We start from the raw sequence: 16,372 nt of genomic DNA, 5'->3' as shown, positions 1-16,372 counted from the left end.
GCGTATCGCGGTCCCGTGGCGGTTGCGCGACGCCAGCAGGCCTCTATCTATGGAGTCATTGCGCATGAGAATTGCTGTTGTCGATGGCTATTCCACTGGACGGCTGCTGGCTGCGATGCTGCACGATCGCGGCGCCCAGTGCCTGCACGTGCAAAGCCAGCCGCACATCAGCGAGTTCTTCCTGCGCGGCTTCGCCGCCGCGGTCTACGAGGCCGACCTGGGCTACACCGACGACCCGCGGCAACTGGCCGGCCTGCTCCGAAAGGCCCGGGTCGAACGGATCATCGCCGGCACCGAGTCCGGCGTGACTCTTGCCGACACGCTGAACCACCTCCTGGAACTGCCGGGAAACGACCACGGCACCCGCGCCGCGCGCCGTGACAAGGTGGCCATGGCCGCGGCGGCCCGCGCGGCCGGGTTGGCCACCCCGTACGCCGAGGTGTTCGACGACGCCGGCCGTGCGGGTTTCCTCGGCCTCGAACCGGACTCACCGCGCGGGGACTGAGCAGTGCGGACTGAACGGTGAGTGTGGCCGGCAACGGGGATGTCACGCAGGTTCGGACGGTGTGCTCGTACTGCGGTGTCGGGTGCGGCATGGTGCTGGACGTGGGGCGCGCCCCGGACGGGCGCCGCACGGTGCTCAAGGCCGCCGGTGACCGGGCGCACTCGACGAATGCGGGCCGGTTGTGTACTAAGGGCGCGACCAGCGCCGATCTGATGGCCGCGCCCGGCCGTGCGGTCACCGGGAAGGTCCGGTACGAGCGCGGTGCCACACCCGCCGATCTGGACGTGGACACGGCGATCACCGAGACAGCCCGAAGACTGCGGTCGATCATTGACACACACGGGCCGGACGCGGTGGCCGTCTATGTCTCTGGGCAGATGACGTTGGAGGCCCAGTACCTGGCGAACAAACTGGTCAAGGGGTTCATCGGCAGCAACCAGATCGAGTCGAACTCGCGGCTGTGCATGGCCAGCGCCGGTTCGGGCTACAAGTTGTCGCTGGGCGCGGACGGCCCGCCCGGCTCGTACGACGATTTCGACCACGCCGACGTCTTTTTCGTCATCGGCGCGAATATGGCCGACTGTCACCCGATCCTGTTCCTGCGCCTGCTCGACCGGGTCAAGTCCGGGGCGAAACTGATCGTGGTCGACCCGCGGCGCACCGCCACCGCGGACAAGGCCGACCTGTTCCTGCAGATCCGCCCCGGCACCGACCTGGCCCTGCTCAACGGCCTGCTGCACCTGCTCGTGGCCAACGGAGCCGTGGACGAGCGGTTCATCGCCGAGCACACCGAAGGCTGGGCGGCGATGCCCGCGTTCCTGGCCGACTACCCGCCCGGACGCGTCGCTGAGATCACCGGTATTCCCGAGGCCGGCATCCGCCGCGCCGCCGACCTGATCGGGTCGGCCGGTGAGTGGATGAGCTGCTGGACGATGGGACTCAACCAGTCCACCCACGGCACGTGGAACACCAACGCCCTGATCAACCTGCACCTGGCCACCGGCGCGATCTGCCGCCTCGGGTCGGGACCGTTCTCGCTGACCGGCCAGCCGAACGCGATGGGTGGCCGGGAGATGGGCTACATGGGCCCCGGCCTGCCCGGCCAGCGTTCGGTCCTGGTGCCGGAGGATCGGGCGTTCGTCGAGACCGTGTGGGGGCTGCCGGCGGGCAGCCTGCGGACCGAGGTCGGCATGGGCACCGTGGAGATGTTCTCCCGGATGGCCGGCGGGCACATCAAAGCCTGCTGGATCATCTGCACCAACCCGGTCGCCTCGGTCGGCAACAACAAGACCGTCATCGAAGCCCTGAAGGCGGCGGAGTTCGTCGTCACCCAGGACGCGTTCGCCGAGACGGAAACCAATGCGTACGCCGACCTCGTCCTTCCGGCGGCGATGTGGTCCGAAACCGACGGCATCATGGTCAATTCGGAGCGGACCCTCACCCAGCTCCGCCCGGTCGTCGACCCGCCCGGGCAGGCGCTGCCCGACTGGGAGCTGATCGCCCGTGTCGCCTGCGAGATGGGCTACGCCGACGCGTTCACCTACGCCTGCGCCGCCGAGGTCCTCGCCGAGATCAGGCAGTTCGCGAACCCGCAGACCGGGTACGACCTGCGTGGGGTCTCCTACGAGCGGCTTGCCGACGGTCCCGTGCAGTGGCCCGCCCCACCGAATGGAGAACGGCGCAACCCGATCCGCTACCTCAACGACGGCGTCAGCCAGTCCCTGCGGGTCCGGCCCGACGGCAGCCGGCCCCGGCTGAATTTCGCCACCGCCGACGGCCGGGCGGTGTTCTTCGCCCGCCCACACCTGCCTGCTGCGGAGCTGCCCGACGACTGCTACCCGTTCGTGCTGAACACCGGTCGACTGCAGCACCAGTGGCACACCATGACCAAGACCGGCAAGATCGCCAAGCTGAACAAGCTCAACCCACGACCGTTCGTCGAGATCAACCCCGCCGACGCGCAGACCCTCCACATCAGCGACGGCGACCAGGTCGAGGTCGCGTCCCGCCGCGGGCGTGCCGTGCTGCCCGGGGTCGTCACCGACCGGGTGATGCCGGGCAACTGCTTCGCCCCGTTCCACTGGAACGACCTGTTCGGCGAATACCTCAGCGTCAACGCCGTCACCAACGACGCCGTCGACCCGATCTCCTACCAACCCGAACTGAAGGCCTGCGCCGTCACCCTCACCCGCATCGCCACATCGGCTGCGCCGGCGGGCCATCGGCCCGCAGACGCTCACGACGTTCGGGTGCTGTGGGCTTCACAGACCGGCAATGCCGAGGAGTTCGCGCACACGGTCACGGCCCGGCTGACCCAGGCCGGTCTGCGGCCCGTGCTGCGCGGCATGGACACCGCGGCCACCGACGCGCTCGGCGCCGCTGCGGACCTGCTCGTGGTCACCAGCACGTTCGGCGACGGGGACGCCCCGGACAACGGCCATGCGTTCTGGCGCAGCCTCGCCGAGCCGGACGCGCCGCGCCTGGACGGCCGCCGCTTCGCCGTGCTCGCGTTCGGCGACTCCAACTACGCCGACTTCTGCGGCCACGGCCGCCGCCTTGACTCCCGCCTGCACGAACTCGGCGCCGCCCGCCTCACCGACCGCGCCGACTGCGAACCCGACTACGAACCGGGCGCAACAGCGTGGCTCGTTCAGGTCATGGATGCTCTGAGCACCCCCCGTTCGCCCGAAGCCGACCCCGTTCGCGTGGTCACGCCGGACGCGGGGCGGGCCGCCGCAGAGCCACCCGTACCCAGGATGTCGGCGCCGTCGACCGCGGTCCTCACCGGCAACCACCGCCTGAGCCTGCCCGGGTCGGCCAAGGACGTCCGCCGGTTCGTCCTCGACACCGGCGGCGACCTGAAGTACGAGGCCGGCGACACGCTCGGGGTGTGGCCCACCAACTGTCCCGACCTCGTCGCCGAGTGGCTTGCCGTCACCGGGCTGAACGCGGACACCCCGGTCGAGATACCCGGCCTGGGTTCCACCGGTCTCGCCGACGCACTGCACCGGCACCTCGACATCACCCGCGTCACCGGTGCCCTGCTCCGTTTCGTCGCCGAACGCACCGGCGACGCGCACCTGCGGACGCTGCTGCGCCGCGGCAACACCGGTGAAATCGCGAAATGGGCCTGGGGTCGGCAGGCCGTCGACGTCGTCGCCGACAGCGCTGTCCGGGCCACCGCGAGCGACTGGGCGAGCGTCCTCGGTCGCCTGCAACCACGCCGGTATTCGATTTCGTCGACACCCTTGACCGACGTCGCCTCGGTCAGCCTGACCGTGTCCGTGGTTCGCTTCGCCAACCGCCACGGGCGAGCCCGCAAGGGCGTCTGTTCCGCGTTCCTCGCCGATGCGGCATCCGGCACCGGCGTGCCGGTCTTCGTGCACCGTACGCCGCACTTTCGCTTACCCGCCGACCTCACCGTCCCGATCGTCATGATCGGCCCCGGCACCGGGGTCGCCCCGTTCCTCGGCTTCCTCTCCGAACGGCAGGCTCGCGGCGCCACCGGCAGCAACTGGCTGTTCTTCGGAGAGCAACGGCGTGCGACCGACTTCTACTATGCCGACGAACTCGCCGCCCTGCAGGACGACGGTGTGCTCACCCGGCTCGACCTGGCGTTCTCGCGTGACCAGCGCACCAAGGTCTATGTGCAGGACCGGATGCGTGAACACGGAGCCCACCTGTGGAGATGGCTACAGGACGGCGCGCACGTGTTCGTCTGCGGCGACGCCGGCCGGATGGCCCGCGACGTCGACACCGCCCTGCACGACATCGTGGCCGCCCACGGCCGCCTCACTGCCGATGCCGCTGCGGCTTACGTCAGGCAACTGGCGACCGACAGACGTTACGTGCGCGACGTGTACTGACCTTCGGTGTGTTTCTGCACGGCCCGCGGAGTGGCCGACTGGCTCAATGTTGCGCACCGGGTTAGATGGAGAGTGACTGGAGGGTCGTTCAAACCCGGGGTGGTAGTTCTGAAGATCTCCAGGGCGGTGACGGTGTGTAACATGTCGGGGAAGTCGGTCATGATCCGGTGGTAGCCGATCTTGAGGATCTTCCAGTTCTTCAAATGCGATATGGCGCGTTCGACGGCGGCGCGTAGCCGGTTGGCGCCGTAGTTGTATGCCTTCTGCTTGGCGGTCAGTTCGCCGCCGGGTGGTTTCTTGTGTGGGGTGATCGGGCCGGTTCCTTGGTAGCCGCCGTCACCGATCATGCCTGTTCCGCCGTCGGTGAGGTGGTCGGTCCAGCGTTCGGCGATGCCTGAGATGAAGAACGCGGCCGCGTCGTGGCGGGCGCCGTTGACGGGCTCGCCCACGTCGGCGACCTGCGCGACGGTCCGTGAGCGTTGCTATGCGGAGGCTCTCAGGGGCTCGAGGGCGGCTAGGACGAGGTCGAGGCCGAAGATGAACTCCTCTGCCGGGTCGTAGCCGGCAGCGACAAGCGCCGCGGCGGACTCGTTGAGGTAGGGGAACTCGTCAGGAGGAAGCTGGGGCAGGAAGACGTCCTCGGCCATGTCCGCGAACTCATCGGCGGTGTCGAACGGCAGGTTGGCTGCCTGCAGGGCGAACCCGTAGACGTAGACGTCGAGCAACCAGTTGGCGTGCGTCGCCATCAAGACCGAGAAGCCAGCCCTCCTTAGGCAGGCGGTGACCGCTTCGCGGTGGCGGAGGTGCGCGGGCCCCGGCGATGTCCGCGACTCCATCAGGCCGATCGCCCACGGGTGGCGTGCGAGAACCTGTCGGGCGGATACCGCCCGACGTCGCATCGCCGACTGCCAGTCGGTCTCCTCGGGCGGGAGCTCGATCTCCTCGAACACGACGTCGATCATGGCGTCCAGCAACTCCTCCTTGCTCGCGACGTAGTGGTAGAGCGACATCGCGCCCGCGCCGAGCGCGCCAGCCAGCCGGCGCATGCTCAGCCCATCGACTCCCTCGCGGTCGGCGAGCAGGACCGCCTCGACCACCACCCGCTGCTTGCTAAGCCCCGCGTCTGACGCGACCTGGCGTTGCTTCCTCACGGACACGGGTCTCCTCGCTCCCTTGAACGGCTTGACTATCGTACAGCGTACGAGCATAGTACGGCGTACGACGTACGGTGTACGAACCGTGAGAGTCCACTGCGGACGTGAGGAGCTTCTGTGGGAACCGAACAGCGATTGAATGCCGGAGACCGCCTGGTGCCGCAGGCGAGTCCGGCCGGGGCGGCGACGATGCGGGCCACCGTCCAGCACCGCTACGGCCCGCCCTCAGTGCTCGAGTCGTGCGAGGTCGGGCTACCGCTGCCCGGTCGAGGCGATGTGCTCGTCCAGGTGGGCGCGGCCTCAGTACATCCCGGCGACTACTTCGTCATGACCGGTGAGCCGTACGTGCTGCGGCTGGCGTTCGGGCTCCGCCGGCCGCGCCACGGCATCCCTGGCAGGGACTTCGCTGGCGTGGTGGCAGCGGTCGGGAAGGATGTCACCGCTCTCCGCCCCGGCGAGGAGGTGTTCGGCTGGAGCACCGCTGGAACGCTCGCGGAGTACGCCTGCGTCCCGGCGGACAACCTCGTGTCCGTGCCTGCCAACCTGTCGGTCATGGACGCGGCAGCGGTCCCCACCTCGGCCATGGCGGCGTTGCAGGCATTGCGCGACATCGCGAACGTTCGACCGGGCCAGACGGTGCTGGTCACGGGCGCGTCGGGCGGCGTGGGCTCCTTCGCCGTACAGATCGCCAAGGCGTTTGGCGCCGAGGTGACCGGCGTGTGCAGCACCCGCAACGTCGACCTGGTCCGGTCGCTCGGTGCCGACCACGTCGTTGACTACACGCGGACCGACTTCACCCGCGCCGAGAAGCGCTACGACGTCATCCTCGACAACGTGGAAGCCCAACCCCTGGCGGCTGTCCGCCGAGCGCTGACGCCCACCGGCACCCTCATCCCCAACAGCGGACGCGGCGGCCGCTGGCTCGGCCCCCTCGGTCGGATCGTCAAAGCGCGCGTGCTGTCCGGGTTCACCCGTCAGCAGCTGAAGCCTCTCGTGTCGATCGCGAAGCGCCAGGACCTGCTCACCCTGGCCGGCCTCCTCGCGACCGGGCAGGTCACGCCGGTCATCGACCGCACCTACCCCCTCCACGAAGCAGCCGACGCCCTCCGCTACGTCGGGGCCGGCCACACCCGAGGGAAGGTCGTCGTCACCGTCTGACGACCGGACCGACGAGAACGACCCAACCCGTGCGCACGCACGCCCAGACCCGCCGCCACTCCGGCGGAGGGACCGCTCCTCTCGAAGGAAGAACCGATGACCATCCGAACGAACACCTCGAACCTGCTCGACAACCCGCCATCCGACTGAAACGAAGGTGTAAGAGATGAGATCACCGCAGAACACCGCCACCACGCTAGCCCGCAGTTGGTTCGTTCGAGGCCGGCTCGTCGGCGCCGGGGCGATCGCGTTCGCGGTGTCGGTGGCGATAGAAAACGCGGTGCTGGCGGGAACGGGCGCGCCGAGCTTCGGCGCTCCGATCGAGGAAGTGCTGGCCTACTACGCGGCCAACCGCGACTCGGTCGCGATCGCATCCGGTCAGGTGGCCCTGAACCTGCCGCTGCTGCTCGTGTTCGTGACGGGCCTGCACGGCCTCGTGGAGCGGCGCGGCGGAGCGGGCGCCGACTGGTCGCGCCTCGCCTTGGCCGCCGGCGCGACGCTGTCGGCCATCTTCGTGCTTGTCAACGTCCTGCAGATCGGGCTCGCGCTCTCCGCCGGCGGGCTCCCCGAGCCGACGCCCGCGTTCGAGCTCGTCTGGCAGGTTCACGCGGCGACGTTCGCGCTGGCGCTGCCGACGCTCGGCACCACCTTCATCGGCGCGGCCCTCGCCGCGCACGCGAGCGGGCTGACTCCGGCTTGGCAGCGCCTGCTGGGCCTGATGGGCGGGAGCCTGCTGCTCGCCGCGGGGCTCGGCAACCTCGCGATCGCCGACGGCTCGGCGCTGATCTTCGTCGGGCTCCTAGGGTTCGCCGCCTGGCTCGTCTGGCTACTCGCGACCGGCGTGCGCCTCGTCCGATCGTGACCGAGATGGATGAGATGGGGGTTCCGGCCAAACTCAAGGACGACCGGATGGGGCACGCTGACGGGTCGGTAGGCGCGCGCTACTCCACATCACCGCCGCGATGCGTCAGGCGCTCTGCGATGGCCTGACGGAGCGGTGGATCGCCGCGCTACCCGCCCGGAGGGACCTATCGCCGCGCTCGCCAGTGGGGATGCTCGATCGGCTGCTGCGGGCGCTCTAAGTCGGAGATCGGCAAAATCGTCTCGTCTCCAAAACGGTTCTAGAGACGGACCAGGGCCGGATCTCCGTTTCCGGAGACCGGCCCTGAGCTGCACTTTCATCTGGTCGGGGTGGCCGGATTTGAACCGACGGCCTCTTCGTCCCGAATTAGGATCATGACCCGCCGGATCCAGCGTCTCTTCCAAAGCCCAGGTAGCGACGTTGGACAGCGTCGGGATGACCAAGCCTGCAAGGGTCAGATCTTCAAGGTCCACTCCCCGATCACTCCCAGGGCTTAGAGGACGGCTGCCGACGAATCCTGGCGCCGGCGACCCCCGCGGCGATGGCACCAGTTCCGACGCTCCTCCGGCAGCCCCTGCAGCCCTGCCCTTCGCCGGTACTTGTCGCACGCAGGTCGCACGCCGCCGCCCGCCCCTTCGGCCATCCCGTTCACCGTCGACCCACCCTCCGGGGAGCGGGCCGCCGCCGGGGCCGCCACAACACGACTACCGCGAGACGCGTACGGACGCTGGCGGCCCCGGCGGTGGTCTGCTCGGCTTGCCTGGGTCGATGGTGGGCGGGATGGCTCCCCCCATCCCGTGATCCCGAGCCCCGCCGGAGGCAACTGCTGATCCTCGACCTCGTGGGGCGGCTCGCCGATACGCTCGACCGATGGATCCGGTGGTCGAGCGGGCTATGCAGATAGCGGCCTTGGTGTTCCTATCTGTCTTCATCGCCGTTATCGCATGGGCCGTTTGGTCCAGCAGGCGTAACTCGAAGGATCGACGGTCCAGCACGGGCGACTCCGGTTCCGGCGGCTCCGGATCCGGCACCTCCTCAGGCAACGCCGGGGATTGGGGCGGATCCGACGGAGGCGGTGGCGGTGGCGGTGACTGAGTTCAGCCCTCTGCAGGTGCGGACCGCCGCGCCGGCCGATGCCGGCCGCAGGCCGCCAGCAGGCCGAGCGCGAGCGGTGCGCCGCGCTCGCGCGGCGCCTTGATTCAGAAAAGATCAATTCGGCAGTTGCCTATCTTCCGAAGTTATCTTCCGAAGTGTGACCTGCCAACTGATGTGCGACGCGGATCCGCCACGTGAGGTGCGACGGTGGAACGCGCCTTGTCGGGGCAGGTCAATGCGCTCAATCAGCGCTAGAGCAATCCATCCCCCGCCCCGGGAGTTCGCATTTCAGCGATCCAACGATTGACTGCGGACCGGTCAATTTCGGCGAGTGGATAAGCGCGGGTCTTTGCCGTCGCTCGAGCGCCAGGCGACCATTCTCCGGTAGTGACGAGCAGGCCAACCTGCGCACCTTCCCACCTAACGTCAGCAGCGAGCGCTTTGACTACAGTCTTAGTGATCTTGCGCTTCTCCCGCTTGCATTGAACGATCACAAGCGGACCGCTACTTTCGGCACTACCTTTTAGGCTGGCGCGGAGGTCGACCCCATCGTCATTCCTCCCCACCCCCATCTCGACGCTTAGCCCCGCGCGATGCAGATACTCGCCGACCAGCGCTTCGAATCGCCTCCAGTGAACGTCGTCAACGTTGTCCAAATTTGCGTTCAGGTAGTCGATGAAGCGCTGGTCGAAGAAGGTGTTCAGGCTCGATGTTGCGGACTCGACCTCGAAAAGGTCTCTCAGCGGAACAAGATCTGGCCACTCGGCGCGCCTTATGCCGCCCCATGGGCTGATCATCAGGCTTGCGTTAATTGAGGCCATCAGCTTGATAGCGATCAGCGCCCCAGTGTGCCCATGCCTCTGTTTGATCCTCTCAAGAGTCGGGGTGGGGTCAATCCTCCCTCCCCTTGGCGTGCTTTGAAGGGCGCCGTCTAGATCCTTCAGGACATCATCCACGACTTCTAAGGCCATTGCTTGCTCGCTGGCCGGCAGCCCCTGCAGTGCCGAGACGACAGGCAACCGCGGCCCCGCTGCTGCGTCGGGATCCCCAAATGCCGCCAAGGCGACTCGCGCCAGCTCCTCGTACTCTTCGGACCGATAGCGATATGTCGCTTCCATGTCGTCGGGCCAATCAGAACCTAGACCGGCGCTGGTGATAGCGTTATGCAATTCACTGGCGGTCACCAAGACGCCAAGCTTATAGCCAATCAGTTCCACTAGGCCGTCGACTAGGTCTTTTCCCTGCATCCAGATGCCACCCATGTTCGCCTTCCGTTTCGCAGTCGCAGCAAAGTATTCTACTGCTGGAGTCGGAACTCTAAAGCAGAAGTCAATATGTACTCTGCTTGGGCTAGAATCATGGTCAGGCGCCTACCTAATAGAACGCCCTCTCATCGGCTACTAGCGTGCGCTCGGCACGCGGAGACGATCGCACGGAGCGTGACGCTACGGCGGAGCCGGCGCGCACGATCGGTGGCACAAGAGTCAGGCGAATTGCAACGGCTGGTCCTACTTTGCTGGGCCGTCAGTCGGGGTGGTATCCGCCGAACGCGAACCTGACCGCCAGCGACGAACTAGCCGCCAAGGGTTCCAAAAGATCGACCAGCGAGCGCTGGCGGGAACGCTAACCGAAGACTCGGCCGAATGCCGCCCCGATTGCTTCTGAATTTCCGCTGACCGACGGGCTAGCAGTGGCTGCGGCGGTGGTCTCCCCGTCTTGGCAGGCGTCGGCAACCGCACGGGTCAGCTCATCGTCGCTGAGCGCGTCGACCTGGCCCAGGATCTGGAGCGGGTCGGCGTCCCATGCGGCGATGCTGGGCGGCAGCTCGCCGTCGAGCCGGTCTCGGATGATGTCGTGCAGCTCCTGTGCCACGGTGGCGGCGGGGTGACCGGCGAACACTGAGCAGATCGGGCCGTCGAAGTCGATCAGCAGGCATTGGGCGCGGCCGACGAGCGCGGCGAGCGTCATGGCGTGTAGATGATGGTCCATACGGTTCTACCACCGGCAGTCGACAGTGGCATGCGGCGAGGTACGACTCGGTACGGGCACGGCCTGCGAGGTAACGCCGCTTCGGTCGTCACGCTGAACTCTCTCTCTGACTAAATCGCCCGGGCGGCTGGCGAGTTAGGCTCGGCGCCATGATCCGAGCTGTGGTGTTTGACGTCGGTGAATGTCTGGTGAATGAGGCAAGGGAGTACGGCACCTGGGCGGACTGGCTCGGGGTACCTCGCCACACCTTCTCCGCGGTCTTCGGAGCGGTTATCGCACGCGGCCAGGACTACCGCGAGACCTTCCAGGTGTTCCGACCCGGTTTCGATCTCACCGAGGAGCGGGAGAAACGGGCGGCGTCGGGTCAGCCGGAGTGGTTCGGGGAGGACGACCTCTACCCGGACGTGCGCCCAGCGTTGACTGCCCTGCGGAAGGTTGGCCTTTGGGTGGGAATCGCGGGCAACCAGACAGTGCGCGCCGGAGGGCTGTTGCGCTCGATGGATCTGCCCAGCGACATGATCGCTACGTCGGACGACTGGGGCGTCTCGAAGCCGGACGTTGGCTTCTTCGAGGCGGTGGCGAAGGAAACGCCGTGCGGGCCGGAAGAGACCTTGTACGTCGGTGACCGACTGGACAACGACATCCGACCCGCAGTCGCGGCAGGCTTCAAAACGGCTCTGATCCTTCGGGGGCCGTGGGCAACCATCCAACAGGACGACCCGGAGGCAGACCGGTTGGCGACGATGCGAATCGAGTCGCTTGCCGAACTGCCCGAGCGGATCGCGGCGTTCAACGGCGAAGCGCGCTGAGAGTGGTCTGCCAGCCGTAGAGCCGATCGTCGAGCTCGCGGACATACTCGGTATCGGCCCACGGTTGCAGGCTCTGGCGAACTTCACGGATGCGCTCCATACCGGTGGCGTACCAGATGATTCCGAGCTGGTCGAGCGCCGCCTGAGCGTGGACGCATGCCTCTTCGGGGTGCTTGCGGGCGACCTCGACGGCGGCCAGGTCGCCGAGGATGACGGTGCGCTGCTTGCCCTCGTCGGCTGGCAGCGCCTCCAAGGCCGCGGTGAGGGTTTCGTGTGCCTGGGCAAAGCGGCCGGCCTTGAGCTGAGTGTTCCCCTTGAACGCCGCCAACCGGACCGGAGAGAACCATGTGAACCACTCGGGCGAGCGGTGCTCGCTCCCGGTGGTCAGTATGTCCTCGGCGTGTGCGATGACTCGGAGTGCGTCCTTCGGATGCCCGCAGCGGGTGTCGCACTCGGCCTCTACAGCGTCGATCCAAGCCAGGAACTCGGCCGAGGCCGGACCACGCCGGGCGTACGTGCGGGCGGCCCGGAGGCGTTCGGCTGCCTCGTCGCGGCGCTGCGCCCAGCCGGGAATGAAGGCGGCGTGCGCCAGAATCGCGGCGCCGAGGAGCGGATCGTTGGCCTCGCCGGCGGCCTGCAGAGCGCGCACGTAGGTGGCGTCCGCCTCATCGGGCTGTCGGAGGTCGAAGAACTCGATGCGTCCGGCGAGCAGCAGCGATTCGGCCAGGGCAGTGGCGAGCAGACGCCTGGCGACGCCTGTCGTCTCCGCGAGTAAGTGGAGACCGAGCCGCGTGTGTTCGGCGACCGTGGGGTGCAGGTGCGCGGGTTGAACACTCCAGTAGAGCCGGCGGTGAGCGACTGTGATGGTGTTGTAGTCGGCTCCGATGGTGGGCGGCTGCACTGCGGCGGTCGGCTGAGGCAGTGGAAGGCCGGCGGGGACAGGGATTGAGGTATCCCGCCCTGCGGGGGCAGCTTGCCCGGCTGCCGGTTCGGAGTCCTGCCACGGTGGGGTGAAGCCGAGCTGCTCGATCGGCATCTGCAGTACATGAACAAGGAGGCGCTGGTGGTCGGCTCGCGGCCAGGGCGGAGCCGGTGACTCCCACCTGCGGATCTGGCGCACGCTGACCTCCATAGCGCCGAGACCGATGCGCGGGGCAGCCTGAGTGAGCGCGTTGGCGAACGCCTGTTGAGAGGCGTAGCCGGCGTGCTGTCGGGCGGCCTTGAGGCGGGTGTTGCCGGAGGATTGAGTCATGTCCTGTGCCTCCTTAGGCGGGATCAACTCCTAACCACCGTAGAACATGATGGGCCTCAAGTAGGACTCTGATCTCGCCAGAGCGGCGTCCTTCTCATCAAAAAGTCCTCTGTAAGTCCTCTCAGCGGCCTTCTTGTCCGATATGGAGTGGGTCACTCTCATGGCATGAGTGACAACGGGGCTACGCCGACCACCTCACGAGCGGACGACCTCTCGTTCTTGCTCCGCGAAGAGGCTTCCGGAAGGTTCCCGTCCGCCGGCCGATGCCCGCGTTGCGAGGGCAGGGGATGGAAGGTCGTGACCGCCTTCCGCGTAGTCCCTGTGGCCGAGCGACCCGTCGCCGTGGCACAGGGTGGCTGCCTGGATTGCGCGGGGACAGGAAAGGCCGCGGCTCAGTCATCCGGTTTTCGCTCATGAGCCAAAGCGGGCCGTGCGACGGGTTCCCGTGACAGCACCGGTCCGTCCAGCCGGCACCGGGGCGGACGCAGCATAGCCAGCCAGGCCCCCGATCTGGACGGTGATGGCCGTCCGCCTCGGTGCCTTTCCACCGCTAGGGAGCGACCTCACATGAGTGGACTGCGTTCTCAGGACTACGGCAGCGCAGCGCGGTATCCGATGTCCCTGTCGGCGCAAGAGTTGGTACGACGGCTCGCGAGTCGGCTAATCACCGACCATCCACGTGGAGCAGAGGGCTTCTGCTTGACCTGCTGGCCGCGTCGCCGGTACCCCTGCATTGCGCGACGCCTCGCGATCGTTGGCCTCGTCACGGCGGGCCGACGGCACCCGCGGGCTCGGACGACGCCAACTGAGGTGGGCAGCCAATCTCCCAAACCGGGCGGCCGGCGATGAGCGAGCAGAGGCATCCTAAACCGCTGGTCCAGGTAGGTGACGTGATCGAGATACCAGAGGCCGACTACTGCTACGGCCTCGGCATACTAAGAATGCGCATAACGGCCATGACAGTCACGCCGCAGGAAGTCCCCCGCTTGGAGTGGATTCGCTTGATCGGCGTGCCCCTCTACAGCAACGAACAGGAAGGTCCCGAGCGCGAAGCACTCATCCGGGTGGAAGCCCTTCGTCAGCATCCACCGAAACGATGAGAGGCGCTACCGAGGAAGCCAGTCTTGACCCGCGAGACACGCTCGTCATCCGCTACCGCTCGCTGGTCGCTGGTCGCCCGACGGCACAACGAGGTACGTCGCGACGGGAGATCAATACGGTGCAGGTGCGGAGATGCCCTCCCCTGCGTAGCCGTACTGAACCTCCTCCACGACATCGCGCTCGACGCAAACTGGGTCGTCTCGGAGGAGCCGAGGATTTCGTCATCGTCCAGGAAGGAGAGGCGGACCCGCATCGGGGTGGGGTCGCCGTCGAGGACGACGTAGCCGACGCCGGGTGTGGTCTGCGGGATGCGGTCGATATCGAGGCATCCGTCACGGCCGTACCTGCTCCACGGCCGCGCCAGCCGGCCCGATCAGCGGAGGCTCCGGTGACTTTGCGAGCCCCGGCCGCCTCGACGCACACGGACTTCGGATGTTGCGGCGTAAGCGGGGGAGGCGTTCATGCCGTTCGCGGAGAAGTGAGGCGACTACTACCGGGCTCGGTTTTGGGCGCGACCGGGTGACTTGCAGACGGTCAAGGACGCGGCTGGAAGGACCGCTAGATTTCGGACGAAGCGAGATGCCGAGCGTGCCGCCACAGACGCGGAGGCCGACGCGCGTAAGTCGAAGGTGGATCCGCGTGCGGGCCGGGTGAGCTTCGGCGACTACGCGAGCCGCTGGTACGCCGCACGAGACCTCGCCGCGTCGACGATGCAGAACTACCGGCGGCACATCGAGGAACACCTGCTGCAGACGTTCGAGGACATCGCGGTCGCTGACATCCTCTCGTCGGACGTGGCCACGTGGGAGAAGGCCGAGCGCGCGGCCGGCTATGCCGAGTCGAGCATCAAGACCTGGCGAGGGACCCTGCATCTCATCCTCGGCGATGCCGTGGAGGAAGGTCTGCGCGAGGTCAATCCGGCCACCCGCCGTCGTGGGCGGGGAAAGCGGGCTGGGCGGTCCCGTAGCCGTGGGCCGGAGAAGGTGGTGACCGACGCTCTCGGCATTCTGCTCATCGCCGAGCGTGCCGCTCTGTTGTCCGGCCGCGATGACGAGTTCGTCGCCGTCGTGCTCAAAGGCTTCACGGGCATGCGCTGGGCCGAGCTCGTGGGCCTGGAAACGAAGTTCGTGAGGCGGGGCAGCATCCGGGTCGAGTGGCAGCTATACGAACTCGACACGGGTGAGTTCCTGCGGTGTCCACCCAAGGATGACTCCCATCGGACGATCGATAGTCCCGACTGGCTTGACCGCCTGGTCGCCGGGCATCTCGCGTCTACCAAGCCTCGGCCGTGCTCCTGCCATGGACGCACGTATGTCTTCCGCGGTCACCGCCCCGCGAACGGTGCGGCTCGTGCGGCCGGGCCGAAGCTGGTCGATGTGGCCCGTAGCGCCGGTGTGTCGACCGGAACCGTTTCGGCAGTGCTGAACCGTCCGGAGTCGGTGCCGGAGGCCACCCGCCTTCGGGTGTTGCAGGCGATCGCTGAGCTGGGCTACGTCCGAGGCGGGCAACCGTCGGGTGAGCGTGCGCCGCACTGGCGGCGGACGGGCTTCGCGACCTGGCTGTTCCATCCCGCTGCTTCAGGCCTGTACCCGCGGGTCGCACCGCACGACGCCCGGCCGGTTCCTGTGCTTGGCGAGCCCTGGCCCGGGGTGCCCGCTCGCGGTCGCGGTGCTGCGCAAAGAGCCGACGCCTGCTGGGTGCCGATCGCCTCGGGGCTGACGCCACACGGCCTGCGGCACAGTCACAAGACCCAGATGCAGGAGCTTGGCGTTCCAGCCGTTCTTCAGGACGGTCGCATGGGGTACTTCGACGGCTCGGTCCAAGCGCGCTACTCGCACATCACCCCGGCCATGCGCCGTCAGTTCCTCGCACACCTGACAACCCTGTGGGAAGGCGCTCTGGATGCGCGGCTCGGGATGGCAACGCACTCCCCGGTGGCGGTCCTGGATCGTCTCCTGGATGCGCGCCGGAAGGCAGGTGGGGAGTGAGATTCAAGATCCACTCCCAGATCACTCCCCGGAGCGGGCCGGGAGACAGTTCAGGGCCGGTCCCCCGTGTGGAGGACCAGCCCTGAGCTGGTGTTTCTCTGGTCGGGGTGGCCGGATTTGAACCGACGGCCTCTTCGTCCCGAATGAGGAGATCATCCGTGTCTTATGCAGGAACTCCGTGCTGCCCAGCAGGTCAGGGGCCTGGGATGCGTCGGTATGTGTCGGCGCTGCAAGGCTTGGTCAGGCTACTTCTCTCCAAGCTGTCTCCAAGGAACTAGCCCGAAGCCGCTGCCTTGCCGCGTAGCACCGAGGGGCATTGGGGCCTCTGGAGGACTTCTATCGCCCTCCCACGCTTTCGAGGTCTGCGAGCTACCGCCTGCGAACGGTCGCCAACGTTCGTGACCTGGGATTTGTTTGACGGTCGGACCGCAGCGGACGGCGGCGGGACGCGGCGAACGAGACCAGAACTGAGACCACATCAAGGTGTCGTACCCCTGGCCTAGGTTCTGTCTCGTAGATCGTGGTGGCGATCATGAACGTCGATCGTTGAACCGGCATGGCACGTGGCGATCTGACGAGTGAGGAATGGGCTG

The 16,372-nt window shown here is 67.3% G+C and carries 12 protein-coding genes and 1 pseudogene; 8 read left to right on the top strand and 5 right to left on the bottom strand.

Annotated elements, in window-relative coordinates:
* Positions 1–64 precede the first annotated feature (64 nt).
* Complete coding sequence (locus AB0M36_RS26895) at positions 65–505, top strand: hypothetical protein (RefSeq protein ID WP_364162445.1); 441 nt, start codon at positions 65–67, stop codon at positions 503–505.
* 17 nt (positions 506–522) lie between these two features.
* A complete protein-coding gene (locus AB0M36_RS26890; RefSeq protein ID WP_364162442.1) occupies positions 523–4,371 on the top strand; it encodes a bifunctional nitrate reductase/sulfite reductase flavoprotein subunit alpha in 3,849 nt (1,282 codons plus the stop codon).
* Here AB0M36_RS26890 and AB0M36_RS26885 read toward each other — a convergent pair.
* Both AB0M36_RS26885 and AB0M36_RS26880 read right to left on the bottom strand, forming a co-directional pair.
* A complete protein-coding gene (locus AB0M36_RS26885; RefSeq protein ID WP_364162439.1) occupies positions 4,350–4,820 on the bottom strand; it encodes a transposase family protein in 471 nt (156 codons plus the stop codon). The two genes, AB0M36_RS26890 and AB0M36_RS26885, sit on opposite strands and share 22 nt — an antisense overlap.
* Before the next feature lie 33 nt (positions 4,821–4,853).
* On the bottom strand, positions 4,854–5,522 hold the full coding sequence (locus AB0M36_RS26880) for a TetR/AcrR family transcriptional regulator (RefSeq protein ID WP_364162436.1): 669 nt from the start codon (positions 5,520–5,522) through the stop codon (positions 4,854–4,856).
* A 192-nt stretch (positions 5,523–5,714) separates the two neighbouring features.
* Here AB0M36_RS26880 and AB0M36_RS26875 point away from each other — a divergent pair, with 192 nt between their 5' ends.
* The 3 genes and pseudogenes from AB0M36_RS26875 to AB0M36_RS26865 form a co-directional block, all read left to right on the top strand.
* The gene (locus AB0M36_RS26875; protein ID WP_364163130.1) at positions 5,715–6,683 is read left to right on the top strand and encodes an NAD(P)-dependent alcohol dehydrogenase; all 969 of its coding nucleotides are present in this window, start codon (positions 5,715–5,717) and stop codon (positions 6,681–6,683) included.
* 166 nt (positions 6,684–6,849) lie between these two features.
* Positions 6,850–7,545 carry a hypothetical protein gene (locus tag AB0M36_RS26870; RefSeq protein WP_364162433.1) on the top strand — a complete coding sequence of 232 codons (696 nt, stop codon included), beginning with the start codon at positions 6,850–6,852 and terminating at the stop codon, positions 7,543–7,545.
* Positions 7,545–7,765 (top strand): annotated as a pseudogene (locus AB0M36_RS26865) (LacI family transcriptional regulator); the annotation flags it as partial. The gene AB0M36_RS26870 and the pseudogene AB0M36_RS26865, both read left to right, overlap by 1 nt.
* Before the next feature lie 1,126 nt (positions 7,766–8,891).
* Here the strand turns inward: AB0M36_RS26865 and AB0M36_RS26860 are convergent.
* On the bottom strand, positions 8,892–9,902 hold the full coding sequence (locus AB0M36_RS26860) for a restriction endonuclease (protein ID WP_364162430.1): 1,011 nt from the start codon (positions 9,900–9,902) through the stop codon (positions 8,892–8,894).
* A gap of 361 nt (positions 9,903–10,263) precedes the next feature.
* Positions 10,264–10,608, bottom strand: a complete 345-nt coding sequence (locus AB0M36_RS26855; protein WP_364162427.1) for a hypothetical protein — start codon at positions 10,606–10,608, stop codon at positions 10,264–10,266.
* A gap of 170 nt (positions 10,609–10,778) precedes the next feature.
* On the opposite strand from AB0M36_RS26855, the gene AB0M36_RS26850 reads away from it, so the two are divergent.
* Positions 10,779–11,438 carry an HAD family hydrolase gene (locus AB0M36_RS26850; RefSeq protein WP_364162424.1) on the top strand — a complete coding sequence of 220 codons (660 nt, stop codon included), beginning with the start codon at positions 10,779–10,781 and terminating at the stop codon, positions 11,436–11,438.
* On the opposite strand, the gene AB0M36_RS26845 is transcribed toward AB0M36_RS26850, so the two are convergent.
* Complete coding sequence (locus AB0M36_RS26845) at positions 11,419–12,474, bottom strand: hypothetical protein (RefSeq protein WP_364162422.1); 1,056 nt, start codon at positions 12,472–12,474, stop codon at positions 11,419–11,421. The genes AB0M36_RS26850 and AB0M36_RS26845 overlap by 20 nt on opposite strands.
* A 1,106-nt stretch (positions 12,475–13,580) precedes the next feature.
* On the opposite strand from AB0M36_RS26845, the gene AB0M36_RS26840 reads away from it, so the two are divergent.
* Together AB0M36_RS26840 and AB0M36_RS26835 are read left to right on the top strand one after the other, a co-directional pair.
* Positions 13,581–13,790, top strand: a complete 210-nt coding sequence (locus AB0M36_RS26840) for a hypothetical protein (RefSeq protein WP_364162419.1) — start codon at positions 13,581–13,583, stop codon at positions 13,788–13,790.
* A gap of 630 nt (positions 13,791–14,420) precedes the next feature.
* Positions 14,421–15,779 (top strand): LacI family DNA-binding transcriptional regulator, encoded by a 1,359-nt coding sequence (locus AB0M36_RS26835; RefSeq protein ID WP_364163127.1) that lies wholly within the window; start codon positions 14,421–14,423, stop codon positions 15,777–15,779.
* The last annotated feature ends 593 nt before the right edge of the window (positions 15,780–16,372 follow it).

The organism is Actinoplanes sp. NPDC051346 (genome assembly GCF_040682215.1).
GTDB lineage: Bacteria > Actinomycetota > Actinomycetes > Mycobacteriales > Micromonosporaceae > Actinoplanes.
Note: the sequence above shows the minus strand (reverse complement) of the source record. Positions and strands in the feature narration are given on the sequence as shown.